This is a genomic window from Mesopusillimonas faecipullorum (genome assembly GCF_020539505.1).
Classification (GTDB): Bacteria; Pseudomonadota; Gammaproteobacteria; order Burkholderiales; family Burkholderiaceae_B; genus Mesopusillimonas; species Mesopusillimonas faecipullorum.
This window is the reverse complement of record NZ_JACDXW010000004.1, coordinates 77,161-100,672: the sequence shown is the minus strand read 5'-3', so window position 1 is coordinate 100,672 and position 23,512 is coordinate 77,161. Positions and strand designations below refer to the sequence as shown.

The window sequence follows — 23,512 nt, the reverse complement described above, 5'->3', positions numbered from 1 at the left end:
GGTAATGCTCTAGTTAAGTGGCGAGTAAAGTACGATGCGCCTTGAGGGCGATACAGGCGCGATAGGCAGTGCCGCTGTCAGCGCTCGTCTGACAATCACTTACCCATAAGGAGCATTTCTGTGGCGACCACTTTGGCAGACCATTTGGCGACTTCGCTTGCTAACGCGGGTGTAAAACGCATTTGGGGTGTTACGGGCGATAGTCTAAACGGGCTAAATGACAGTTTGCGGCGACTAGGCCGCATCGAATGGATGCACGTGCGGCATGAAGAGACCGCAGCATTCGCCGCCGGGGCCGAGGCGGCCATTACCGGCGAACTGGCCGTATGCGCAGGAAGCTGCGGCCCGGGCAACCTGCATCTTATTAACGGTTTATTTGATTGCAAACGCAATCATGTGCCGGTGCTGGCAATCGCCGCGCATATTCCCTCCACGGAAGCCGGTCTCGGTTATTTCCAAGAGACGCATCCGCAAGAGCTGTTTCGCGAATGCGCCGACTATGTCGAATTGGTGTCCAGCCCCAAGCAGTTCCCCGGTGTCTTGAATCGTGCGTTGAACACCGCTGTAGGCAAAGGTGGCGTCGCCGTACTGGTTATCCCAGGTGATGTCGCGCTCTCGGAATGCGATCTCGTGGCGTCTGAGCATTTCGCACTGCCTGCAGCGCCCCATGTCATACCGCATGATGCCGAAATTCAATCCCTCGCAGCCCTGCTCAACACCGACAAGCCGGTGACGATTTTGGCAGGCAGCGGCTGCGCCGGTCAGCACGACGCGGTCGTTGCACTGGCCGAGCGGCTGAAGGCCCCGATCGTACATGCGCTGCGCGGCAAAGAGCACATTGAGTGGGACAATCCTTACGACGTGGGCATGACCGGATTGATCGGTTTCTCGTCTGGATATCACGCCATGGCCAACGCCAAGGTGCTGCTCATGCTGGGCACCGATTTTCCGTACCGGAATTTCTATCCCGAGCATGCCGAGGTGATTCAGATCGACCACGACGCGGCTGCCTTGGGCAAGCGTGCGGCGCTGACCATGGGTGTAGTGGGCGACGTAGGCGATACCATAGCAGCGCTCTTACCCTTGCTGAACGAACGGCAAGACAGCTCGTTCCTAGACGCCGCGCGTGATCATTATCTGAAAGCCCGCAAGGGTCTGGACGAGCTGGCCACGCCGACAGCTAAGGGTCGCCCGATTCATCCACAATATCTTGCCCATCGCATCAGCGAACTAGCGGCAGAAGACGCAATCTTTACCGCCGACGTTGGTACCCCCACCGTTTGGGCAGCGCGCTATCTTGCCATGAACGGCAAGCGTCGCTTGCTGGGCTCGTTTAACCACGGTTCTATGGCCAACGCCATGCTGCAAGCCATAGGCGCGCAAGCCGCACAGCCTGGCCGCCAAGTCGTATCGTTATCTGGCGACGGTGGATTCAGCATGATGATGGGCGACTTCATCAGCCTGTCGCAACTGAAGCTGCCCGTGAAGATCGTCGTTTTCAATAACGGCACACTGGGCTTTGTCGCCATGGAGATGAAGGCCGCCGGCTTCCTCGACAGCAACACCAACCTACAGAACCCCAATTTCGCCGCGATGGCTGAAGCCATGGGGATCAAGGGCATTCGGGTCGAAGACTCCACCGACGTAGATGGCGCTCTGAAAGATGCCTTCATGCATCAAGGCCCTGTACTGGTGGATGTTGTCACCGCCAAGCAAGAGCTGGTGATGCCGCCGGCAATTCAGGCTCAGCAAGCGAAGGGCTTTAGCCTCTATTTGCTCAAGGCGATCTTCAATGGTCGCGGCGATGAAGTCATCGAGCTGGCAAATACGAATCTGTTGAGAAAGTAAGCGGGTACGAAAAAGGGGCTGCCTTGGGCAGCCCCGCAGCCAGCAAGCGCCTCAACGACGGCTAAGACTTTATGTATTGGGCTGGGCAAGGCATTACGACTTGCCCAGTACCCTATCCAAAGCCAGAATGTCGTCGTTATTCGTCAGATGCGGCACTGTCCAGCCGTTTTCGTCATAATCGGAAAGGCAGGCATCCACCATCGCCGTCATGCGCTGCAACGAGCCATTGCCCTGCGCGTGACGCAAGCACTGCATACGAATCTCGTCTTGGCTACCGGCATAGTTGATCTCGTATAACTCGTGCCGCCCGCCAAACTCCGAGCCAATAGCGTCCCACAGCAGCTTCAGAATCTTGATGCGCTCTACATGCCCGATGCCGTCTGAGCCCCGCACATAGCGCTTCAGGTACTCGTTAAGCATAGGGTTGCGTAGATCGCGCACGCCCGAGGGCAGATAAATAAGCCCACTGGCAACAATTTCTTCTATGGTCTTTTTAATAAAGGTGTAAATCTGCGGCGCCAGCACGCGGTAGGCTTGCTGCGCTTCTATGCACGGCATCCAGCTATCGTGCTGCCAGGGTTTGCCGTTGCTGATCATGGCTTCGGTCAACGACCACACGGTGTTGCGCCAAGCCACAACTTCGCCTACCGCCGCCTGAACGCCGCGAAACTCCATCGTGCCGGTACACTGCAAGGCCTTGACCAACAAACCACTGATGAAGTCGAGCTTGACCGCCAGACGTGTGCAGGCCTGCATGGGGAAAAGTCGCCCGAAGCCGCCTTGCGGAAACCAATTTCGGCAGCGATCGAGATCACGATAGACGAGTACGTTTTCCCAGGGGATGAAGGCGCGGTCCAGAATCAGGATAGCGTCGTTTTCGTCGAAGCGGCTGGATAGCGGGTAATCGAAGGGCGCCCCCGATAAGCCTGCCATGAGTTCGTACGAGGGGCGACAAATCAGCTTCATGCCAGGCACATTCATGCCGGCAATGAACATCAGGGCAAGATCGGTATTGTCGCCCAGCAAACCCGCCGAGCCTTGCCCGATGAAGTTGTAGTGCGTCAAGGCCGAACCTGTTGCCACCACCTTGGCGCCGCTGACGTAGATGCCATCAGCGGTTTCCTCGTCTACCGTCATGAAAACATCACGCACCTGATCAACCGGTTTGCTGCGATCGACCGGAGGATTGACGATGGCGTGGTTCAGAAACAGGCAGGACTCTTGGATGCGCTTATACCAAGCGCGCGCATTGTCTTCGAATTTGCCGTAGAACTCTGGCACGATGCCCAAAGCACTGCCGAAGGCGGCTTTGTAATCGGGCGTGCGCCCCATCCAGCCATAGCTAAGCCTGGACCAAGCTGCAATCGCATCGCGCTGGCCTCTGAGGTCTTCCTGACTACGGGCATAACGAAAGCTGCGGTGGGTATATCCGCCATTGCCTGTGTCAGTGGGCAGGCAGAGTTCGTCGTGGCTGGCCGGATCATGCAAGGCGTCGTAGAGCTTGGCCATTGAGGCTGCCGCATTACGGAAAGCGGGGTGCGTGGTGATGTCGCCCACCCTTTCGCCATAAATGTAGATCTCGCGGCCATCGCGCAGCGATTCCAGGTATTCCTCTCCGGCAAAAGGTCGGCTGAGGTCGCTTCTAAGTTGCTCCGGGGACTGCTGACGTATGGCTTGTCTCATGTTTTCAAACTTAATCCATGAATATTGATGCTTGTTTTTTTATTAATATATTAATTATTTACATGGGGCCTGCCATTCACCATCCGGGCTTACCCCGGCGTTGACAATTTAACATATTAAGTATTAAGATCGTCAATAAATAATCAAACGGAGTTTCGGATTCATGCTCCCCAGCTTGCCACCTGCCGCCGGCATCTCACATACGGTTTATGGCGTTGTGCTTAATCACCCGGGCTCCTTAAGCGCCATGGGGGCATCACTAAACGAAGCGCCCTATCAAGCACCGCCAAAAGCGCCTGTGCTTTACATCAAACCTTGCAATACCTGGGCGCAAAGCGGCGCTTCGGTATCCTTGCCAACCGGTGCCGGCTCCGTCGAAATCGGGGCCACTTTGGGCTTGCTGATCGGTTCGCCGGCCTCACGCCTCTCCGAAGACAAGGCCCTGCAACACGTCGCGGCTTATCAATTGGTCATAGACCTCAGCTTGCCGCACAGCAGCTACTACCGCCCCGCCATCCGTGAAAAATGTTTCGACGGTTCCTGCGTGCTGGGTCCAGAGCAAGCGACCAAGCCCGCGCTTGAAACGCTTGGTATTCAAACCCTGATTAATGGGCAAGCCGTCGATACCTGGGCTGTTTCAGAGCTGCTGCGTCAGCCGGCCCAACTACTGGCACAGATCAGCGCCTTCATGACGCTCAACCCCGGCGACCGCCTATTGGTGGGGGTCAAATGGCAGGCGCCCCAAGCCAAACGCGGCGATGTCGTGGTGGTACAAGCCCAAGGTTTGCCCACCGTGCAATGCACCATTGGGGGCCAAGCATGAAAATCGGTCGCATCTTTCATAACGGCGCCGTACATTTTGTTCAGCCCGACGAACCGGGCTTCGTGCGCCTACCCGGCGGCCTGGTGCTAGCTGAAGACCGCGTGCAATGGCTGCCGCCTGTTCAGGCCGGCACTATTTTTGCGCTGGGCCTTAACTACGCCGACCACGCCAAAGAACTTGCTTTCAAGGCGCCCGAGCAACCCTTGGTGTTTCTCAAAGGCCCTAATACCTTGGTGGGGCATAACAGCTTGACTCCCCGCCCCGCCGAAGCCGCCTACATGCACTACGAGTGCGAACTCGCCGTCATCATTGGTCGCACGGCGCGCCATGTCCCGCGCGATCAGGCTTACGAATACGTAGCGGGCTATACCGTCGCCAACGATTACGCCATACGCGACTATCTCGAGAACTACTATCGGCCCAATCTGCGCGTCAAAAACCGCGACGCTTGCACACCGCTGGGCCCTTGGTTCGTTCCTGCTAGCGACGTTCCCGATCCCATGAATCTCACACTGACCACCTCCATCAATGGGCGTGAAACCCAGCGCGGTAACACCCGCGACATGGTGTTCGACATTCCATGGCTGGTGTCCTGGCTGTCCGACATCATGACCTTGTCGCCTGGCGACATCATCCTGACAGGTACCCCCGAGGGTCTGGCCAACGTCGTCGCCGGCGACGTCGTCGTCACTGAAATCGAATCTGTAGGGCGCTTGGTCAACACACTCGCCACCCCCGCCACACTTTATCCAGACGAGGCATCGCTATGATGATCAAGCACCTCATCGACGGTAAATCCGTCGACAGCAAACAGGTTTTCGAGACCATCAACCCTGCCACCGGCGAAACCCTGGCCGAAGTGGCGCGTGGCGGCCAGGCTGAAGTGGACGCCGCCGTGCAGGCGGCCAAGCAAGCCTTCCCCGGCTGGGCCGGAAAGCCGGCCGCCGAACGCGCACGCATCATGCGCAAACTGGGCGAACTCATTACCGCCCATGTACCCGAACTCTCCGAGATCGAAACGCGAGACACCGGCCAGGTCATAGGCCAAACAAAAAAAGCACTGATTCCGCGCGCCGCAGACAACTTCCATTTTTTTGCCGAAATTGCCGCTCACATGGACGGCGAAAGCTACCAGTCCGACACCGGCCACCTGAACTACACGCTGTGGCAGCCGGTGGGCGTGTGCGCGCTGATCTCGCCCTGGAATGTGCCGTTCATGACGGCCACCTGGAAAACCGCGCCCTGCTTGGCGCTGGGCAATACCGCCGTGCTCAAGATGTCAGAACTCTCGCCCATGACTGCCGACCGCCTGGGCCAACTGGCGCTGGAAGCCGGCGTGCCGCCCGGCGTGCTCAATATCGTGCATGGCTACGGCACTGAAACCGGCGAGCCTTTGGTGTGCCATCCCGACGTGCGGGCCATCTCATTTACCGGCAGCACAGCCACCGGCAATCGCATTGTGCAACAGGCCGGACTAAAAAAATTCTCTATGGAGCTAGGCGGAAAGTCCCCTTTTATCGTCTTTGACGATGCCGACTACGACCGCGCCCTAGACGCCGCCCTATTCATGATTTTTTCGAATAATGGTGAACGCTGCACGGCGGGCTCACGCATACTCGTGCAGCGCGGCATTTATGACCGCTTCGTCGCCGATTACGTTGCACGGGCCCAGCGCATTACCGTAGGCGACCCCATGGACCCCAACACCATCATTGGCCCCATGATCAGCCCGCAGCACAAGCAAAAGGTAGAACACTACATAGCTTTGGGCCAGCAAGAAGGCGCACGTATGCTCATGGGTGGCAGCTTGCCCGAGCTGCCTTCCCATTTACGCGGCGGCAACTGGGTAGCGCCCACTGTATTTGCCGACGTTGATAACCGCATGCGCATCGCCCAAGACGAAATCTTCGGCCCGGTGCCTTGCCTGATCCCTTTCACCGACGAGGCCGATGCCTTACGCATCGCCAACGAGTCTGTGTATGGCCTTTCGTCTTACGTCTGGACTGAAAACACCGGGCGCGCCTTGCGCATGGCCAAATCCGTAGAAGCCGGCATGGTGTTCGTCAACAGCCAGAACGTGCGCGATCTGCGCCAGCCCTTTGGCGGCGTCAAGGCTTCGGGCACGGGGCGCGAAGGCAATCATTACAGCTTCGAGGTCTTCGCCGAAGCCAAGAACGTCTGCTTGTCGTATGGCAGCCACCCCATCCCCCGCTGGGGCGTTTAAGCCAAACTCCGGAGACCGCCATGGGCACCCTTGCACTGGCCGCCAAAATCACCCATGTTCCTTCCATGTACCTTTCCGAGCTGGAAGGTCCTCATCAAGGTTGCCGGCAGGCCGCCATAGACGGCCATATCGAAATAGGCCGTCGCTGCCGAGAACTGGGCGTAGACACCATCGTCGTGTTCGATGTGCACTGGCTGGTCAACTCCGAATATCACATCAATTGCGCACCAAACTTCAAAGGCGTTTACACCAGCAACGAGCTGCCGCATTTCATCAAGAATCTGCCTTACGAATACCCCGGCAACCCTCAACTGGGTCATTTGCTGGCGCAGACCGCCAACCAAGCCGGTATCGCCTCGCGGGCGCACAGCGAAACCACCCTGGAACTCGAATACGGGACGCTGGTGCCCATGCGGTATATGAATGCCGATCAACATTTCAAGGTGGTCAGCGTAGCCGGTTGGTGCATGTGGCACACCTTGGAGGAAAGCCAAGATTTCGGCCTGGCGGTACGTCGCGCCATCGAAGATCACTACGACGGTACGGTGGCCGTCTTTGCCAGCGGCTCGTTGTCGCACCACTTTGCCGACAACGGCACAGCACCGGCTTATATGCACAAGGTGTACAACCCCTTCCTCGAAACCATGGACCTCAGCGTCGTGGAAATGTGGAAGCGTGGCGACTGGAGCACTTTCCTGAAAATGCTGCCCATGTACAACGAAAAATGCTGGGGCGAAGGCGGCATGCACGACACCGCCATGTTGCTGGGTTTGCTGGGCGGTAAGGCCTACGACCAGGGCGTGGAAATCATCACCCCTTATTTCGGCAGTTCGGGCACCGGGCAGATCAATGCGATTTTTCCAGTTACGCCCTTAATCACTGCCGCCTGAGCGCCCTTGCCATGCCACATCTTACTCTTGAGTATTCCGCCAATCTTAAAGCCGACGCCCACATGCAAGCGCTTTGCGAAAAACTGGCGCGCTGCCTTGCCGCTTACCGCAGCCCGGAAGGACTAGCGGTTTACCCCTTGGGGGGCATACGCGTTCGAGCACTGGTATGCGAAGACTACGGCATTGCCGATGGCCGCCCCGATGCCGCCTTCGTCCATGCCAACCTGCGCATGGGTGCCGGGCGTAGTGCGGCCATACGCCAAGCCACGGGGGACGCCTTGTTCGACATCATGAAGGCACACTTCGAGCCTATCTTCCAGCGCACCGGCCTGGCCTTATCCATGGAAATCAACGAGTTCAGCGAAGCCGGCACCTGGAAACACAATAACCTGCACGCACGCCTGCGCGCCTCTGCCTGACACAGGAAGCCCTGATGCTTGACCCCGCACTGATAAAAACCCTGGCGGCCCAACTGCACGAGGCCGAAAAGAACCGTACGCAACTGCGTCATTTTTCTGCCGCGCACCCGGCCATGACCATAGACGACGGCTACGCCATTCAACGCGCTTGGGTAGCGCTGAAACTGGCCGAGGGCCGCAGCATCAAAGGCCGCAAGATAGGCCTGACCTCGCGCGCCATGCAGCTGTCCTCGCAGATTACCGAGCCCGACTACGCCCCGCTATTGGACGACATGTTCTTCGAAAGCGGCACAGACATTCCGTTTGAGCGCTTCATTGCGCCGCGCATAGAAGTTGAACTGGGGTTCATTTTGAAAGCCCCTTTGCGCGGCCCGAATGTCACGATCTACGACGTACTGTCGGCCACCGATTACGTCACACCAGCGCTGGAAATCATAGACGCCCGCATTGAGCAGTTCGATCGTGACACGCGCGCACCGCGCAAGGTCTTCGATACGATTTCCGACTTTGCCGCCAATGCCGGCGTGGTACCTGGCGGCCGCCCGGTGCGCCCCGATGCCGTCGACCTGCGCTGGCTGGGCGCCATGCTGTATAAAAACGGCGTACTAGAAGAAACCGGGCTGGCTGCGGGTGTGCTCAATCACCCCGCCATGGGAGTGGCTTGGCTGGCCAACAAAATCGCCCCGCATGGCGAACACTTGCAAGCAGGCGATCTGATTCTTGGGGGGTCATTTACCCGGCCTGTACCAGCCCAGCGCGGCGATACCTTTCAAGCCGACTATGGCAAACTGGGCCAAATCGCCTTCCGATTCGTTTAGCCTTAACTTTAAAAGGTCGCTTCATGCAGATGCCGGTCAACGCTTTCAAACAGGCCCTGGCGGGGCAACACACGCAACTGGGTCTGTTTCTAGGCATGGGCCACCCCGTCAGCGCCGAAATTCTGGCTACCTGCGGCTTCGACTTTCTGCTGATAGACGCAGAGCACGGTTTGACCGATTTGCGCGGTATCCAGGCGCAGCTACAAGCTATTGCCGCCTACCCTAGCCCTTGCCTGGTTCGCCCGCCCAATCACGACGCCTCGCTGATCAAACAGTTGCTGGGCGTAGGTGTACAAACCCTGTTGATGCCTATGGTGGAAACCGCCGAGCAAGCCCAACAATTGGTTCGCGCCACACGCTATCCGCCACGAGGCATTCGCGGCGTGGGCACCGGGCTGGAGCGCGGCGCCCGTTGGAACGCCGTCTCCGATTATTTCTCGCAGGCCGATGCGCAAACCTGCCTGGTGGTGCAGATAGAGTCCCGCACCGCCCTGGATAATCTCGATGCAATTGCCCAAGTCGAGGGCGTAGACGCCGTATTTTTGGGGCCATCCGATCTGGCAGCCTCATTGGGCTACTTGGGTCAGCCGGGTCATCCCGAGGTCAAGCAAGCCATAGAAACCGCTTTGCAACGCATCCGGCAACATGGCAAGGCAGCCGGCGTTTTCTGTGCCGACCCTGCTTTGGCAGAAGGCTATCGCAAGTCGGGGGCGTCGTTCATGGCACTGGGCGCCGACACCGCCTTGCTACGCAGTGCGGCCCTACAGTTACTGAGTAAGGTACGGCCCCAAACGGGCACCTCGACAGCCGGCGCCGGCTATTGATAAGCTTAAAGCCCCACCAAGGAGACCTCATGCCAGCCGGATTCGATCTTAAAGACCCTACGCTCCTGCATCATCAATGCCTGATCAACGGACAGTGGCGCGATGCGATTTCGGGTGAACAACTCGAGGTAACCAACCCTGCCAGCGGCGCTGTACTAACGTCGGTCGCTTATGCCGGCGCAGATGAAACTCAGCAAGCCATAGATGCCGCCGCCGCAGCCCTGCCCGATTGGCGTGCCCTGACGGCCCGTTCACGCGCCGCCATTTTGCGGCGCTGGTTCGAACTGATGCTGCAGCACAAAGACGACCTGGCACGCATCATGACACTTGAACAGGGCAAGCCCCTGGCAGAGGCCAGCGGAGAAATCGTCTACGCCGCCAGCTATCTTGAATGGTATGCCGAGGAAGCCAAGCGCCTCTATGGCGAGATCATCCCCAGCCCCGCCAAAGACAGACGCCTGATGGTGTTGCGCCAGCCCGTGGGCGTGTGCGCTGCCATCACCCCCTGGAACTTCCCCGCCGCCATGATCACCCGCAAAGTGGGCCCCGCTTTGGCAGCAGGGTGCACCATGGTGGTCAAGCCTTCCGAACTTACGCCGCTTTCTGCTTTGGCCTTGGGTGAATTGGCCTTGCGTGCCGGCGTGCCTCCCGGCGTATTCAACCTGGTTGTGGGCGAGGCAGCTTCCATAGGCAAAACACTGACTGACAGCCCAGTCGTGCGCAAACTGTCTTTCACCGGCTCTACCGGCGTGGGACGCAAGCTGATGGCGCAATCAGCACCCACCATCAAAAAGCTCTCTCTTGAGCTGGGCGGCAACGCCCCCTTCATTGTCTTTGACGACGCCGACCTTGACGCCGCCGTCGCTGGTGCCGTGGCATCCAAGTACCGCAACGCGGGGCAAACCTGCGTGTGTACCAATCGCTTTTTGGTGCAGGCAGGTGTCTACGACGCTTTTGCCGCCAAACTTACCCAGGCGGTGCAAGCGCTCAAGGTCGGAAACGGCCTGGAAGCAGGCGTAGAGCAAGGGCCGCTTATCAACAAAGAGGCCGTCAACAAAGTCAGCGCTTTGCTGGAAGACGCTTGCAGCCAGGGGGCCAAAATCGTGCTCGGCGGAAAGCCGCACCCGCTGGGCGGGCTGTGGTTCAGCCCCACTGTTGTTACCGATGTCACTGACACAATGCGCCTTTTCAGCGAAGAGATATTCGGCCCGGTGTCCTCTTTGATTCGCTTCGAAACCGAAGAGCAAGCCATCTCATTGGCGAATGACACCATTTTCGGCCTGGCCTCTTATTTGTACAGCCGTGATGCCGCCCGTATCTGGCGTGTCAGCGAGGCCTTGGAATACGGTATGGTGGGGATCAACACAGGCTTGATTTCCACTGAGGTTGCCCCCTTTGGTGGCATCAAACAATCCGGTCAAGGCCGCGAAGGCTCGCATCATGGGCTAGACGACTATACCGAGCTGAAGTATTTGGCGTGGGCGAATTAGGCAGGCCTAACGCCCACTGTTGACCTCGGCCGACATGGCGCCCAGATAACGTGCATACAAATCGCCCAGCGAATTCACCTGCAGTTTCTTGTAAATGCGTTTACGCAGCGTGCGCACCGTGTGCACGCTGACGTTCAAGTCCAAGGCCACACCTTCGTTGCTGGCGCCCGCCAACAGCCGACGGCAGATTTCAGACTCTCGTGCAGAAAGATGCCGCAAGGCAGCCCGTTCGGCCTGGTGGACTTCCAGAGACGGACTCATGGCAGGCAAGGCGGGTTCTCCCACATTGGCCAAGTGGCGCCAAACGGCGGCGCTCAGCACAGGCGCCAACCGTTTTGCCCGCATCAGCTGTTGCCGCGTAAACGGGCCAGAATCCTTCAGCCTGTAAACGTTGCAGAGCAGTAAGCCAGCCTCGCGGCGGCTAACGATGGAAAGCTTGTCGCACAAACCGGTGCGCTCGAAAAAATAATTCTTGTAGGTGGGCGAGGCTTGGCCGCCAGGGTCTACATGAACCACTGTAGGCGCTTTATCGTTCACGTTACCCAAAGCTCGCAGGCTTTCATCCAGCATGTAGTAGCGTTCGACATAGCGCTGATTGATGGTAGCCGCCACGCGCGCCGACAGCCTGCCCTCGGTAAACAAGCCGCGTACGCGATCTTCTTCGACCACTTGTACGACGATGTGATCAGCCTGAAAGGCTTGCTCGACAACAGCGAAAGCTGAAGCGGCAAACTGCTTACTGCCTATGGCCTCTACCAAGTCGGCCAGGGCCAGCTGTTCGATGCTCATGTGTACTTGACCTGCGCTTAGGCGGAAACGCGCACCAGGGACGCCACCGGTTCAGCGCGGGCCTTTAAGTAGCGGCGCATTGCCACCGATGGACCATCCGCCGCCACCGACATTTCGTACATCTCATCGGCATCCGTGGTTTCCCAGACTTGCTCTAAAGCGGCCATCCCGTCTACGTCTTCTTGGAAAGCCTTGAAGAGTTGCTCGTGCATGAAGGCAGTGACGGCATCGTCCCGCAAGGCGAAATCACGACCATGCACGATGAAATAGTGACAGCTGCTTTGGGTTTCGGGTGTAAGCAGGTGGGCCGTCCGTATGCGCGACACCTGACGCTGAGACTCGGGCAGTTGGCTATCGTAAAAGTTGACGTTGACTTGATGAAAGGCCGGGGACTTGAACTCTGACTTCACAATACGGGCAGCGGTGTCGCAGCCTACTAGCCCTGTGGGTTCGGCCCATACCGGGGGCAAAGTGGTTGGCACCACGTCGCGATACAGCGCAAAATAGCCATCGCCGACTTCAGAGCGAAATGCGGCCCTGGCGTAATCGGGTGTGCCAAAGGTTTTGGCATGCAAGTAAGAAAGATGGGTCAGGTCTAGCAGATTCTCGTGCATGCTGACGTAGTTGGATTGCAACTGAAAACCACCCTGCGAATGCTTCCAGTCGGCGGCTCCCAGCCATTCTTGTTCGGGCAGCTTGGCAGGGTCGGCCAGCGCTGGGTCCCCCATCCAGATCCAGACAAGCGGGCCTTTTTCTATGACAGGGTAACTGGCTACGCCTATGCCTTTGGGGCACTTGCTGGCCGAAGGAACCTCTATGCAATTGCCCTGGGTATCGAAGCGAAACCCATGGTAGCCACACACCAGGGTATCGCCTTCCAGAGAGCCCAAAGACAAAGGGTAGGCTCGATGCGCGCAACGATCGGACAAGGCCACCACTTGGCCGGACTCGCTGCGATAAAGCACCACGCGTTTACCAAGCAGCCGACGGGGTAGCAGCGTACGCGACACATCGTCGGCGAATGCGGCTACATACCACTCGTCGAAGATGAAAGGCGTGTCGCGATTGGCCATGCCGGCAGCGGCATGCTTGAGCGCAGCCAGCGTAGGAGCGTTAGGTAAAGTCATGCAAGTCTCCGGGGCAGTTAGGCGGCAGCCGAGAGTTTGCGCTCGGCTGCCAGGTTCTTATTGACCAAGGCGCGAAAATACCCCAGTGCGGTATCTACCCCCAAAGGCATCATCTTGAAATCAGGGTCCAGGTCTAGCACGCGCGCCTGGGCATGGAGCATTTCCCAGTCTTCTTTGAAACCGGCCAGCAAACCCGCGTGCAAGTTGTCGGTGACAGAGGCATCATCCAGCGAAAAGTTGTGCGCCTGCGAAAAGAAATAATGCGAGCTATGTTCGGTTTCGGGAGTAAGCGCCTGGGCGCTGCGAAACTCTACCGCTTCGCTGCGATTGCCTTGTCGGGCGCCAGTGCCGGCTCGCGCACTGCCGGAATCCATCAGCAAGATGCCCGGCATGACGAAGTCGTAGATGTTCCAGCGGTCGACATTGTGGGTCCAGCCAACCAGATTGGTAACGAAAGGCGCGGGGGTGGAATCCATATGCCAGCGCTCTATGTGCAAGCCATTGGGCAGCTTGTCTATCTCGGAACGCACCTCTGCGTAGGCCGCACTACCCCCCAGCGTTTTTTCGTGCACAAAAGCCAGGTGGGAAAAATCGAGCAGATTATCGCTGATGAGCAAATAATTGACCTGGTAGTGCATGTAATCTGGCCGATAGCGCCAGTCGGGGCTGTCCAGCCAGAAAGTGTCTGGTATCAGACTAGGGTCGGCTAGCTCTGGGTCGCCCATCCAGATCCATACCCATTTGTTGCGCTCAACAACAGGAAAGCGCTGCAAATCGGCGCCCGGCGGCATGCGTGATTGACCCGGTATATGCGTACAGGCCCCATCGCTGTTGAACAACATGCCGTGATACATACAGCGCAACTGGCCTTGCTCGATACGCCCCTGCGACAACGGCGCCCCGCGATGGGGGCAGCGGTCGGGCAAGGCGGTGATGCTGCCATCAGCGTTGCGCCACATGACAACGGGCTTGCCCAGCAAGGTTCGGCTGAAAGGCGCCGCCTCGGTGATTTCATGCGCCCAGGCGGCCACGTACCACGTGTTCTTGATAAACATGTTTGTCTCCTTGTGTTGTGCGACTCACAACCCGGCGCCGTGCTGCTTTTAGGCCGACGCTCTCATGCTATTTGCCCTATGAAAAAGTATAGGGTTTCCAGCGGAATCTTCCATACCTTTATTGAGGTACTTCACCCTGGGAAAAATACTTAAGCTATTCACGAATTCGCTCTTATAATTAAGCCTACACGCCGGCAGGCATATTGCAGCCCCTGCGGCCAAATCCGTGCACGAATCATGAATCGCCAATTTCAACATCGCAATCTCCCCATGCTGTTACTGCGCGCGCGCGAATCCGTGATGCGTTATTTTCGGCCTACGCTTAAACAACAGGGTCTGACCGAACAGCAATGGCGGGTGATACGCGTTCTGAACGAACATGGCGAGATGGAAACCGGCCGCATCGCCGAAGAGTCATGTATTTTGGCGCCCAGCCTAAGCGGCGTACTCGAACGCATGGAACGCGACGGCTTGATCGTGCGCCATCGCCTTTCTACCGATCAGCGCAAGGTGTACGTAGACCTGACGGCGCACAGCAAGAAACTGGTACGCCAGATCAGCAAAAGCATAGAGTCCCGCTACCTGGAGCTCGAAACCTTAATGGGCCAAACCGACCTATTGGCGGCTTACGCCTTGCTAGACAAACTGATAGATTTGCCACTGCCGCCCGAAGGCGACGCCCCCGTCGTGCGCATGCCTTTGACGCCATCCGCTTCCTCTGAAACCAGCAAGCCGGCACGCAAACGCGGCGCCTCCAAGAAGCCAAAAGCCACCGTGTAAATGCCTGCTACCCAAAGCCGGAGGGGTTGGCGCTTGGGGTGGCAAAGCCTGTTGCCAGCACTTTAGCCCGAAACAAGCAAAGGCCAAGGCACTGAAGCCTTGGCCTTTGCACTTGGCGGTATTGCTATTTAATAGCGACGCCAAAATTTTATTGGATACTGGCTTTATCCAGCGCCCAGGTGCCGTCTTTGATTTCGACGATGACGCGACCGCGTTTATCCATGCCGGAGTGATCTTCAGGCGACATCGTGAACACGCCGGCGTTGGCAGGTAATTCGTTAAGGTTTTCAAGCGCATCGCGTAAGGCGACGCGGAAGGCCTCGGTACCCGGTTTGGCGGTTTTGCCGGCCTCGGGCAAAGCGCGTTCCAGCATCAAGAGTACGTCATAAGCTTGGGCCGCAAAGTTTGAGCGCGTTTTTTTGCCGAATTTTTCTTCATAGAGCGGTACGAAGTGCGCGCTAGCGGCCTTGGTGGGGTAGCCGTCCGGCAATTGCTCCCAGACCAGGTTGGGGCCCACCGGCAAATAGCCACCATTCAGCGCAGCTCCGCCTACACGCAGAAAATCTTCGTTGGCCGCGCCGTGCGTTTGGTAAATAAGCCCTTTGTAACCGCGCTCTTTGAGCGTGGCATGGGGCAATGCGGCAGGCGTGCCCGAACCAGCCACCAAGATGGCATCGGGGTTGGCGCCCACCAGGCGCAGCACCTGCCCGGTGACGCTATTGTCTTTGGAGTTGAAACGTTCGGCGACAACGATTTCTATACCCATTTTGTCGGACAGGGCTTTCATTTCGTTGAACCAGCTATCGCCATAAGCGTCAGCAAAGCCGATGAAACCCATTTTTTTGACGCCTTTGGATTGCATGTGCTCGGCAATGGCTTGAGCCATGAGGGAATCGTTGGCGGCGGTTTTGAACACCCATTTACGTTTGTCGTCCATGGGTAGCACGATACGCGACGAGGCCCCCAGGGCTATAAGCGGGGTATTGGCACCCGCTATGGCTTCGATGATGGCCAGCGATTGCGGTGAAGTGGAGGAACCGACGATGAGGTCGACTTTTTCGCCCAGGAACTGCTTGGCGTTTTTGACCGAGTTGGTGATGTCGCTGGCGTCGTCGAGTACGGTGATGTCGAGGTCGTAACCCGCCACTGTTTTAGGAAACAGGCTGACGGCATTGCGCGCGCCCAAACCCAGAATGGCTGCCGGACCTGTAGTGGGTACGGTGACGCCTATCTTGACGGTTTCGGCGTGAGCGCTGCCTGCCATTGCCCAGGCTGCCAGTGTCGAAAAGCACAATGCTTTCAGGATATGTTTCATGTCTACCTCATCCTCTGTTGTGGTTGGGATGCCGCTTATGATTAATATATTATCTAATTTAATAACATATTAACTACATAGTCAATGAAACGCGGGGCATTGTTAACCCTAGCGTGAGGTGCGCCATATCCATCGTATGGGGCTAAAATGGCAGGCCTGCCGCCACTCGCGTCATCGCACCATGGAACCCTTATTTGAAACCGTCAAAGTCCTTGTTACCGGCAAAGTGCAAGGCGTCTCTTATCGCCACAGCACTGTGCGCATGGCGCACCAGCTCAAGCTAAGGGGTTGGGTACAAAATCAGGGCGACGGCAGCGTCCTGGCTCTGCTTCAAGGCGAGCCAGATCAAATAGACCGCATGCTGGCCTGGATGCGCAGCGGGCCACCGGCCGCTCGCGTTCAAGATGTCGTCAGCGAAACCCTGGCAGCCGAAAAACGCTACGAAGGTTTTCAGCAGTTATAAAAGCACCGACCAAGGCGTATAGCCCGATCAGCTGTTCAGGCGCTCAGAGTTTGAGCAGACTTTCGGTTTGAATGTCTTCCAGGCGAGCGCAACCGGCCAAAGCCATTGCTACCTCAAGTTCGGTGCGCAGCAAATGCAGCACATGCGCCACGCCCGCCGCACCGGCAGCAGCCAAGGCGAAGATATAAGGCCGCCCTATCATGACAGCATTGGCGCCTAGGGCGAGCGCCTTGAAAACATCAGTTCCGCGCCTGACGCCGCCGTCCAGCAGTACGGGGTAATCAGCCGGCAATGCCGCCCTAACAATGGGCAAAGCCGCCAATGTGGGCAAGACGCCATCTAGCGTGCGGCCCCCATGGTTGGAAACAATGACGCCCGCTGCCCCCGCCTCTTGTGCCAGCAAGGCGTCGTGTGCGCTGAGTATGCCCTTAAGCAAAACAGGCAAACGCGTTTGACTGATGAGCCAGGCAATGTCTTGCCAGGTAGGCGCTTGCTGCAACAAGCCGCTGCCAAATACGGGGCTTTGGCCTGGTTGAGCGTAGTGGCCGCGGGCATGCACCATGCCTCGTAAATTGACTTCTTCAATGCCCGGCGGCAAAGAGAACTGCGCCCGCTGCTCGCGGTTACGCATGCCATTGAGGGGGGCATCCACCGTAATGACCAGCGCACGATAACCGGCTTGCTCGGCGCGCTGCACCAGCTGCGCAGTGAAGGCACGGTCGGGCTGTATGTAAAGCTGAAACCACAAGGGGCAAGACGCTTGCTGGGCAAGCTGCGCCAAATCGGTGCTGGATTGCGTACTTAGAACCAGACCTGCCCCCATGGCCGACGCGGCGAGCGCACTGGCCTGTTCACCCTGGGTATGCGCCAAAGCTTGGTGCGCCACGGGCGCCAACAGAATGGGGTAATCAAAGTCGCAACCCAAAAGGCTTTGGCGTGTCGTCCCGTGGCCAAGGTCGCGCAGCACCCGTGGCACGATGTGCCAGCGGGAAAACACCATATGGTTCTCGTGCAGGGTTTGCTCGTCGGCTGCGCCACCCGAAAAATAAGCCCAGGCCTGAGGGCTCATGCGCGCCTGCGCATAGGGCTCGTAATCTTGAACTGCCGCGATCTCGGGAGGGATCTGCTTAAGGGGAGGCAACACCTGCGAGGGGGGAAGTCCGGTAGACATAAACGGCCCAAACGAAACAAAAAATCACCAATGAAGCTATCGACTGAGGGCAGACCCTGGGTTTCAAGTGTAAAGCATGCCAAAACCCGACAAGCGTTCTCTTTTATACGGTGGCAATTACGCCGTAGGAAAAAGCGAATGGGTTAAAGGGGGTTATGGCAATTTGTGGCAAATTTGGTACAGCTTTACGTCAGCAAGCTGACACGAAGTTGACATCGCAAATAACAATTATTACCATTCACAACACTAAAAATAAGAGGTGGATTTCCTATTAACCGCCTCTCAATCCAAAAAATAACAAAAGTAAACATCCAGACTCATTCTCAATCCTCAGGGAGTTTCTTTCATGTCTCAGTCCCACCGTGCCCCGCACGCGTTCAGTCAAGGCATGCTGTATGCCGCTATCGGCAGTGCATTGTCACTGCCCGTCGCCGCTCAAACCGCAAGCCCGGAAGTCCAGCAGTTGCCCAGCCTTCAGGTTCAAGGCCAAGCGCCCATAGACGGCTATCAAGCCAACAAGATTTCTTCCGAGAAGTTCACGGCCCCCTTGCTTGACACCCCTCGTACCGTCATCGTGATTCCCGAAGAGGTCATCAAAGACCGTGGCGCGACCTCACTGCAAGACGTACTGCGCACGACGCCGGGCGTCACGCTGGGCTCGGGTGAAGGCGGCACGCCTGCCGGCGATCGCCCCTTTATCCGTGGCTATGAGGCCAGCACGGACATCTTTGTAGACGGCTTGCGCGACTACGGTCGTGGCTCGCACGAGACTTTCAACCTGGAAGCCGTGGAAGTCATCAAAGGGCCCAGTTCGGCCTATACCGGCCGTGGCGGCACCGGCGGCAGCGTTAACTTGTCCACCAAGCAACCTCACCTTGAAAACTTCTTCGAGGGTTCTGCGGGCGTCGGCACCGAGGGCCAATATCGCTTGGCAGCAGACGGCAACATTCAGCTGACGGATCACGCGGCTTTCCGCCTGAACCTGATGCGCATGGGCGGCGACGTACCCGGTCGCAATGACGTCAAATACGACCGCTACGGGATTGCGCCCACCTTGGGCCTGGGCTTGGGAACCTCTACCCGCCTGATTCTGAGCTATTCGCATATCGTCAACAAAGACACGCCCGACTGGGGCATGCCTTTCAGCAACGCGGCCAACCCTGACCGCAAAACCCCGCTGGAGCCGGATCGCGACAACTATTACGGGCGTAACGGCATCGATTACCGCAAGAACCAGTTCGACACGGTAACCGCCGATATTCAGCGCGACATCAATGACACCCTGACGGCACGTAACGTAACGCGTTGGTCGCGCAGCTACCAAGAATACTTGTATACCCGCCCCTCGTTCGACAACTGCTCCGGCGCCTCGCCTTCCAGCGCTTGCGTAAACGAGAACACCGAACTGCAGTTCACGCGTGCCAACCGCGCGCGCTGGCGTGAATCCAAGGCGCTGATCAACCAAACCGAGTTGAGCGGCACTTTCAATACGGGTGCGCTCAAGCACACCTTCATTACCGGTATAGAGTTCAGCAAAGAAGACGTTTATTCCCGCAGCACTCTGCCCGGCCAAGGCGGCCCTACGGTGACAGGTACCGATTCGTTCTGGAACCCCAACCCCAACGCCAACTTCGGCAGCCGCAACCTGGCTTTTGGCGATAAATTTAAAGACGGCTCTATCAATACCAAGTCCATCTATCTGTTTGACACCATCGACTTCACGCCTCAGTGGCAAGTCAACCTGGGTCTGCGCTGGGATGACTTCCGCGTGCACAACGCCCAAAATGGCGATCGCCGCAGCGACAAGATGTGGAACTACCAAGCCGGTGTGGTTTACAAGCCGGCCCAGAATGGCGCCATTTATCTGTCTTACGGCACCTCGTCCAACCCGGCCGGTGAAAACTTCGGCCAGGCCGGTGGCGCTGATGGCCCCGCAGGCGGTGCGCAACTGCACGACCTGAAGCCTGAAAAGAGCCAGACCTGGGAACTGGGCACCAAGTGGGACGTCTTTGACGAGAAGCTCTCGCTGACGGCTGCCATCTTCCAGACCGAGAAAACCGACGCCCGCTCTACCGACCCCTTGACCGGCAACGTTTCGTTGTCTGGCAGCAACCGCGTACGCGGTTTGGACCTCGGTGCCGCTGGCGCCATTACGCCAAACTGGAACGTCTGGGCCGGCTATAGCTATCTGGATCCCAAGATCAAGACCTACCGCAGTGGCGCCAATATTTTCGACGGCAATCAGATCAAGTTCGTCGCCAAGCACAGCGCTACCTTGTGGAGCACCTACAAGTTCCTGCCGCAATGGACGGTGGGCGGCGGTGTAACCTACGTCGGCAAGCGCTTCGTGGACGATGCCAACAATCTGTACCTGCCTTCGAGCACGGTGTTTGACGCCATGCTGCGCTACGACGTCAACAAGCAAATTTCGCTGCAGTTGAATGCCAACAACCTTAGCAACGAACGCGTTTACGACGCCTCGCACGTGGGTATCTTCGCCAACGTCGGGCCAGGCCGCTCGTTCATGCTGACCGGCACCTACCGCTACGAATAATGAGCATCTAAGGCTTTATTGCCTACCCTTGCGGTCGCCCTTGTTTGAGGGCGGCCGTTTTTTATGAGAGCTTGCTTTTAAGCCGCTGCGAGAGGCCCTCGCATACAATAAGCCGACTAGTTGCCTGACCATTCACCTTGCCTTTCGCCCACCATGCTGATCACCCTACCCGATGTACTCAACGCCCAAGAATTGGCACATTGCCGCCAGCTATTGCAGCAGGCCGAATGGGAAGACGGCGCCAGAACAGCCGGGTATATTGCCCAGCAAAGCAAGCAGAATCTGCAGTTAGGCCTGGAAAGCCCCCTGGCCCAGCAACTGGGAGAAGTCATCTTAGGTGCCCTGGCGCAAAACCAGGCTTTCATTGCCGCAGCCTTGCCGGCAAAGATACTGCCACCGCGCTTTAACCGCTACGAGAACTCCGGGCACTACGGCAACCATATCGACAATGCAATATTTGTGGCGCCCGGCACGAAGCAACGCATACGCAGCGACGTGTCGTGCACCTTGTTTTTCAGCGAGCCCGACGAATACGAAGGCGGCGAGCTTTCTATCGAAGACACCTATGGCGTGCAGCGCGTAAAGCTGCCTGCCGGCCATATGGTGGTCTACCCGGGCAACAGCTTGCACCACGTTACGCCTGTCACACGTGGCGTGCGCATCGCTTCGTTTTTCTGGGTGCAAAGCATGGTGCGCCATGCGCACCAGCGTTCAATTTTGTGGGAACTGGATCAGTCCATACAAGAACTGGCCATGCAGACGGATGACGCTTCCAAGCTGGCCCGGCTGTCGGGGGTGTACCACAATCTGGTGCGCGAATGGGCCGAGGTTTGACTCTTCAGGCTTGCCATAAGCTTAGAAGGGGTAATGACGGGGTTCGGTCTGCAGGGTGATCCAGCGCAGTTCGCTGAAAGCCTCTATGCCGGCCTTGCCACCAAAACGGCCCCAGCCACTGTCTTTAACACCGCCGAAAGGCATCTGGGCTTCGTCGTGAACCGTAGGCCCATTGACGTGGCAAATGCCTGACTCGATACGACGCGCCACACGCCAGCCACGCGCGACATCTTTGGTGAAGACCGCGGAAGACAAGCCAAAGGCATTGTTATTGGCATGTTCAATGGCTGCTTCCTCGCCCTTGACCCGCACAATAGGCTTGACCGGCGCAAAGGTTTCTTCGGTATAGATACGCATTTCGGGCGTCACGTGATCTAGCAGCGTGGCGGGCATGAGAGTGTTGTCTGCCTTGCCACCGCATACCAACACAGCGCCCTTGGCCAAGGCGTCGTCTATAAGTTCATTGACGCGGTTCACAGTCGTCATGTCGACCACCGAACCCAGTACGACCGGACCTTTGCGCGGGTCGCCCAAGGGCAGGCTTTCAGCCTTGGCTTTGAGTTTGGCGACGAACTCGTCGGCGATGCTTTCGTCAACGATGATGCGCTCGGTAGACATGCAGATTTGACCGGAGTTGGCGAAAGCGCCAAACGCCGTGCCAGACACGGCTGCGTCCAGGTCGGCGTCATCCAGCACCAGTAGCGGCGCCTTGCCGCCCAGTTCTAGCACGGAAGGTTTCAGATGCTGAGCGCACAAACCAGCAATGATGCGGCCCACCTTGGTAGAACCGGTGAAGTTCACCCGCTTTACCGCTGGGTGCTCGACCATGGCGGCGACGACCTCGCCTGCGTCTTCGGGAGCGTTAGTGACATAGTTGACGACACCGGCAGGCAAGCCCGCTGCTTGCAGGGCTTCGATAATCAGGCCGTGGGTGGCGGGGCAAAGCTCGCTGCCCTTTAGCACCACGGTGTTGCCGCAAGCCAGCGGTACCGCCACGGCGCGCGTAGCCAAAATAATAGGGGCGTTCCAGGGGGCAATGCCCAATACCACGCCGGCAGGCTGGCGCACCGCCATGGCCATGGAACCTGGCACGTCGGACGGAATGAGTTCGCCCGCGACTTGGGTGGTAAGCGCCGCCGCATCTCGCAGCATATTGGCCGCCAGATGCACATTGAAGCCGGCCCACAACGCCGAAGCGCCGGTTTCGGCTGCCATGGCTTGGGTGAATGCCTCGCCACGGGCGTCGATTTCGTCGGCGGCCTTGCTAAGCAGTGCACGACGTTCGCTGGGCCCTGTAAGAGACCATTTTTCGAAAGCGGCCTGCGCCGCATCGACGGCTTTGCGGGCGTCTTCGGCCTTGGAGGCAGGTGCTTGGGTGGCCACTTGGCCGTCCAGCGGGTTGCGACGCTCGAACACGGCACCGGAGACAGCCTGGACAGACTGCCCTTGAATCAGCATGGAAATCTTGTTCGTCATATTTACACCTGGCAATTCAGCGAAAAGTGTTGGTCAAAGCGTATAGGTTTCTGGCACGCCATCGTTAAACCGGTTCATTGTCACGCCAGCCTGTCGCGCCGTCTTGCAGAATCCTGCTGATAGCGGCTTTAGTGCCGCACGACTTGAGGCGATTGCTCCAGGCGCTGAGCAAGGCGCTGCACGCAGCCTAGCGAGGCAAGGTGCAGCTCTATCATGCGCAATATACCCGAACGGTGCAATTCGACGATGACTTCATCGCCAAGGCTGGCGTACTTTTCGTCGTCTACGACCCAAAACCCGCCCAGGCGACGATTCTGGCCCTCTTGGGTAATCGTAATGGTGCGCGCAGTCAGCAAACCCAGTTGATGCAGTTTGGCGCAGGCCTGGCGGCAGGCTTCCAGCTCCCGATTCAGGGCATTCAGGAAGGATACCATCTGCTTGAGATAGTCGCTTTCCTGGCCATCTTCGAACAAAGCCAAGCCGTCTTCTTGATTCAAGCCCTGATAGGATTCATCCACATACACCACCAGGCCGTCCTGACCAGGCTCGGTACCCAGCGCGAAGGGATATCGACGGGCAAACGCGGGAATATAGGCCTCTTGCTGCCATTCACCAGTGGGTGAAACAAAAAGATTGACGCCTTCTTCCAGCCCCAGCAAGGCAGCAGCATGAAAACCCGATGCTTCATCCCCTATGAATACGATGGGGTAATGGCGCCCGGCCTCGGCAAACTCGCTGGCGGCAAGGGGAAAAGCATTGGCTGCGCGAGCAAAAGCAAAGTGACTGGGCAACATGCGCATGCGCAAGCCCTGATGCGCGGCTTTGTCCAGCGCCACCGCACGTTCGTAAAAGGCTGTGCCTGCCATAAAGACTCCTTGAATATAAAGTTGTGGGCGGCGCGGCTAAGCTACATCGCCGCCTTGCCGCCT

At 57.9% G+C, this 23,512-nt stretch carries 21 protein-coding genes; 13 read left to right on the top strand and 8 right to left on the bottom strand.

What is annotated here, in order from left to right; translation table 11 throughout:
* Nucleotides 1–120 precede the first annotated feature (120 nt).
* Entirely contained in the window at nt 121–1,848 is a 1,728-nt protein-coding gene (poxB, locus tag H0484_RS08795) for a ubiquinone-dependent pyruvate dehydrogenase (RefSeq protein ID WP_226954206.1), read from the top strand.
* 93 nt (nt 1,849–1,941) lie between these two features.
* On the opposite strand, the gene hpaB is transcribed toward poxB, so the two are convergent.
* Nucleotides 1,942–3,531, bottom strand: coding sequence for a 4-hydroxyphenylacetate 3-monooxygenase, oxygenase component (hpaB, locus tag H0484_RS08790; protein ID WP_226954205.1), 1,590 nt, complete (start codon nt 3,529–3,531; stop codon nt 1,942–1,944).
* A gap of 163 nt (nt 3,532–3,694) precedes the next feature.
* Between hpaB and H0484_RS08785 the strand changes: the two genes are divergently transcribed.
* Genes H0484_RS08785 through H0484_RS08750 form a run of 8 tightly spaced genes read left to right on the top strand, consistent with a single transcriptional unit; the run spans nt 3,695 to nt 11,019 of the window.
* The gene (locus tag H0484_RS08785) at nt 3,695–4,354 is read left to right on the top strand and encodes a fumarylacetoacetate hydrolase family protein (RefSeq protein WP_226954204.1); all 660 of its coding nucleotides are present in this window, start codon (nt 3,695–3,697) and stop codon (nt 4,352–4,354) included.
* Nucleotides 4,351–5,124: a fumarylacetoacetate hydrolase family protein gene (locus H0484_RS08780; protein WP_226954203.1), complete on the top strand. Its 774-nt coding sequence runs from the start codon at nt 4,351–4,353 to the stop codon at nt 5,122–5,124. Before H0484_RS08785 ends, H0484_RS08780 begins: the two co-directional genes overlap by 4 nt.
* The gene (hpaE, locus tag H0484_RS08775; protein ID WP_226954202.1) at nt 5,121–6,578 is read left to right on the top strand and encodes a 5-carboxymethyl-2-hydroxymuconate semialdehyde dehydrogenase; all 1,458 of its coding nucleotides are present in this window, start codon (nt 5,121–5,123) and stop codon (nt 6,576–6,578) included. Before H0484_RS08780 ends, hpaE begins: the two co-directional genes overlap by 4 nt.
* 20 nt (nt 6,579–6,598) lie before the next feature.
* Nucleotides 6,599–7,468, top strand: a complete 870-nt coding sequence (gene hpaD, locus H0484_RS08770) for a 3,4-dihydroxyphenylacetate 2,3-dioxygenase (protein ID WP_226954201.1) — start codon at nt 6,599–6,601, stop codon at nt 7,466–7,468.
* Nucleotides 7,469–7,479: 11 nt separating this feature from the next.
* Nucleotides 7,480–7,887 (top strand): 5-carboxymethyl-2-hydroxymuconate Delta-isomerase, encoded by a 408-nt coding sequence (locus tag H0484_RS08765; protein ID WP_226954200.1) that lies wholly within the window; start codon nt 7,480–7,482, stop codon nt 7,885–7,887.
* Between the two features lie 14 nt (nt 7,888–7,901).
* A complete protein-coding gene (gene hpaH / locus H0484_RS08760) occupies nt 7,902–8,705 on the top strand; it encodes a 2-oxo-hept-4-ene-1,7-dioate hydratase (RefSeq protein ID WP_226954199.1) in 804 nt (267 codons plus the stop codon).
* A gap of 23 nt (nt 8,706–8,728) precedes the next feature.
* The gene (locus H0484_RS08755; RefSeq protein ID WP_226954198.1) at nt 8,729–9,529 is read left to right on the top strand and encodes an HpcH/HpaI aldolase family protein; all 801 of its coding nucleotides are present in this window, start codon (nt 8,729–8,731) and stop codon (nt 9,527–9,529) included.
* A gap of 29 nt (nt 9,530–9,558) precedes the next feature.
* Nucleotides 9,559–11,019: an NAD-dependent succinate-semialdehyde dehydrogenase gene (locus tag H0484_RS08750; protein WP_226954197.1), complete on the top strand. Its 1,461-nt coding sequence runs from the start codon at nt 9,559–9,561 to the stop codon at nt 11,017–11,019.
* Between the two features lie 6 nt (nt 11,020–11,025).
* Here H0484_RS08750 and H0484_RS08745 read toward each other — a convergent pair whose 3' ends face one another.
* Genes H0484_RS08745 through H0484_RS08735 form a run of 3 tightly spaced genes read right to left on the bottom strand, consistent with a single transcriptional unit; the run spans nt 11,026 to nt 13,990 of the window.
* A complete protein-coding gene (locus H0484_RS08745; protein ID WP_226954196.1) occupies nt 11,026–11,808 on the bottom strand; it encodes a helix-turn-helix transcriptional regulator in 783 nt (260 codons plus the stop codon).
* A 17-nt stretch (nt 11,809–11,825) separates the two neighbouring features.
* A complete protein-coding gene (locus H0484_RS08740; RefSeq protein WP_226954195.1) occupies nt 11,826–12,935 on the bottom strand; it encodes an aromatic ring-hydroxylating dioxygenase subunit alpha in 1,110 nt (369 codons plus the stop codon).
* A gap of 17 nt (nt 12,936–12,952) precedes the next feature.
* Complete coding sequence (locus H0484_RS08735) at nt 12,953–13,990, bottom strand: aromatic ring-hydroxylating dioxygenase subunit alpha (protein ID WP_226954194.1); 1,038 nt, start codon at nt 13,988–13,990, stop codon at nt 12,953–12,955.
* Nucleotides 13,991–14,227: 237 nt separating this feature from the next.
* Between H0484_RS08735 and hpaR the strand changes: the two genes are divergently transcribed.
* Entirely contained in the window at nt 14,228–14,770 is a 543-nt protein-coding gene (hpaR, locus tag H0484_RS08730) for a homoprotocatechuate degradation operon regulator HpaR (protein WP_226954193.1), read from the top strand.
* Between the two features lie 148 nt (nt 14,771–14,918).
* Here hpaR and H0484_RS08725 read toward each other — a convergent pair whose 3' ends face one another.
* Complete coding sequence (locus H0484_RS08725; RefSeq protein ID WP_226954192.1) at nt 14,919–16,085, bottom strand: ABC transporter substrate-binding protein; 1,167 nt, start codon at nt 16,083–16,085, stop codon at nt 14,919–14,921.
* A 181-nt stretch (nt 16,086–16,266) separates the two neighbouring features.
* On the opposite strand from H0484_RS08725, the gene H0484_RS08720 reads away from it, so the two are divergent.
* A complete protein-coding gene (locus tag H0484_RS08720; RefSeq protein ID WP_226954191.1) occupies nt 16,267–16,548 on the top strand; it encodes an acylphosphatase in 282 nt (93 codons plus the stop codon).
* A gap of 43 nt (nt 16,549–16,591) precedes the next feature.
* On the opposite strand, the gene H0484_RS08715 is transcribed toward H0484_RS08720, so the two are convergent.
* Nucleotides 16,592–17,719 (bottom strand): alpha-hydroxy acid oxidase, encoded by a 1,128-nt coding sequence (locus tag H0484_RS08715; RefSeq protein ID WP_226954190.1) that lies wholly within the window; start codon nt 17,717–17,719, stop codon nt 16,592–16,594.
* Between the two features lie 346 nt (nt 17,720–18,065).
* Between H0484_RS08715 and H0484_RS08710 the strand changes: the two genes are divergently transcribed.
* Together H0484_RS08710 and H0484_RS08705 are read left to right on the top strand one after the other, a co-directional pair.
* Nucleotides 18,066–20,273, top strand: a complete 2,208-nt coding sequence (locus H0484_RS08710; protein ID WP_226954189.1) for a TonB-dependent receptor — start codon at nt 18,066–18,068, stop codon at nt 20,271–20,273.
* 153 nt (nt 20,274–20,426) lie between these two features.
* The gene (locus tag H0484_RS08705; RefSeq protein ID WP_226954188.1) at nt 20,427–21,107 is read left to right on the top strand and encodes a Fe2+-dependent dioxygenase; all 681 of its coding nucleotides are present in this window, start codon (nt 20,427–20,429) and stop codon (nt 21,105–21,107) included.
* Between the two features lie 21 nt (nt 21,108–21,128).
* Here H0484_RS08705 and H0484_RS08700 read toward each other — a convergent pair whose 3' ends face one another.
* The gene (locus H0484_RS08700) at nt 21,129–22,583 is read right to left on the bottom strand and encodes an aldehyde dehydrogenase (protein ID WP_226954187.1); all 1,455 of its coding nucleotides are present in this window, start codon (nt 22,581–22,583) and stop codon (nt 21,129–21,131) included.
* Nucleotides 22,584–22,711: 128 nt separating this feature from the next.
* Entirely contained in the window at nt 22,712–23,449 is a 738-nt protein-coding gene (locus tag H0484_RS08695; RefSeq protein ID WP_226954186.1) for a SapC family protein, read from the bottom strand.
* Nucleotides 23,450–23,512 lie beyond the last annotated feature (63 nt).

Excerpts from the sequence above, each read along its gene's own strand:
- hpaB (WP_226954205.1), bottom strand. The coding sequence starts at position 3,531 with ATGAGACAAGCCATACGTCAGCAGTCCCCGGAGCAACTTAGAAGCGAC.
- H0484_RS08785 (WP_226954204.1), top strand. The coding sequence starts at position 3,695 with ATGCTCCCCAGCTTGCCACCTGCCGCCGGCATCTCACATACGGTTTAT.
- H0484_RS08780 (WP_226954203.1), top strand. The coding sequence starts at position 4,351 with ATGAAAATCGGTCGCATCTTTCATAACGGCGCCGTACATTTTGTTCAG.
- hpaE (WP_226954202.1), top strand. The coding sequence starts at position 5,121 with ATGATGATCAAGCACCTCATCGACGGTAAATCCGTCGACAGCAAACAG.
- hpaD (WP_226954201.1), top strand. The coding sequence starts at position 6,599 with ATGGGCACCCTTGCACTGGCCGCCAAAATCACCCATGTTCCTTCCATG.
- H0484_RS08765 (WP_226954200.1), top strand. The coding sequence starts at position 7,480 with ATGCCACATCTTACTCTTGAGTATTCCGCCAATCTTAAAGCCGACGCC.
- hpaH (WP_226954199.1), top strand. The coding sequence starts at position 7,902 with ATGCTTGACCCCGCACTGATAAAAACCCTGGCGGCCCAACTGCACGAG.
- H0484_RS08755 (WP_226954198.1), top strand. The coding sequence starts at position 8,729 with ATGCAGATGCCGGTCAACGCTTTCAAACAGGCCCTGGCGGGGCAACAC.
- H0484_RS08750 (WP_226954197.1), top strand. The coding sequence starts at position 9,559 with ATGCCAGCCGGATTCGATCTTAAAGACCCTACGCTCCTGCATCATCAA.
- H0484_RS08745 (WP_226954196.1), bottom strand. The coding sequence starts at position 11,808 with ATGAGCATCGAACAGCTGGCCCTGGCCGACTTGGTAGAGGCCATAGGC.
- H0484_RS08740 (WP_226954195.1), bottom strand. The coding sequence starts at position 12,935 with ATGACTTTACCTAACGCTCCTACGCTGGCTGCGCTCAAGCATGCCGCT.
- H0484_RS08735 (WP_226954194.1), bottom strand. The coding sequence starts at position 13,990 with ATGTTTATCAAGAACACGTGGTACGTGGCCGCCTGGGCGCATGAAATC.
- hpaR (WP_226954193.1), top strand. The coding sequence starts at position 14,228 with ATGAATCGCCAATTTCAACATCGCAATCTCCCCATGCTGTTACTGCGC.
- H0484_RS08725 (WP_226954192.1), bottom strand. The coding sequence starts at position 16,085 with ATGAAACATATCCTGAAAGCATTGTGCTTTTCGACACTGGCAGCCTGG.
- H0484_RS08720 (WP_226954191.1), top strand. The coding sequence starts at position 16,267 with ATGGAACCCTTATTTGAAACCGTCAAAGTCCTTGTTACCGGCAAAGTG.
- H0484_RS08715 (WP_226954190.1), bottom strand. The coding sequence starts at position 17,719 with ATGTCTACCGGACTTCCCCCCTCGCAGGTGTTGCCTCCCCTTAAGCAG.
- H0484_RS08710 (WP_226954189.1), top strand. The coding sequence starts at position 18,066 with ATGTCTCAGTCCCACCGTGCCCCGCACGCGTTCAGTCAAGGCATGCTG.
- H0484_RS08705 (WP_226954188.1), top strand. The coding sequence starts at position 20,427 with ATGCTGATCACCCTACCCGATGTACTCAACGCCCAAGAATTGGCACAT.
- H0484_RS08700 (WP_226954187.1), bottom strand. The coding sequence starts at position 22,583 with ATGACGAACAAGATTTCCATGCTGATTCAAGGGCAGTCTGTCCAGGCT.
- H0484_RS08695 (WP_226954186.1), bottom strand. The coding sequence starts at position 23,449 with ATGGCAGGCACAGCCTTTTACGAACGTGCGGTGGCGCTGGACAAAGCC.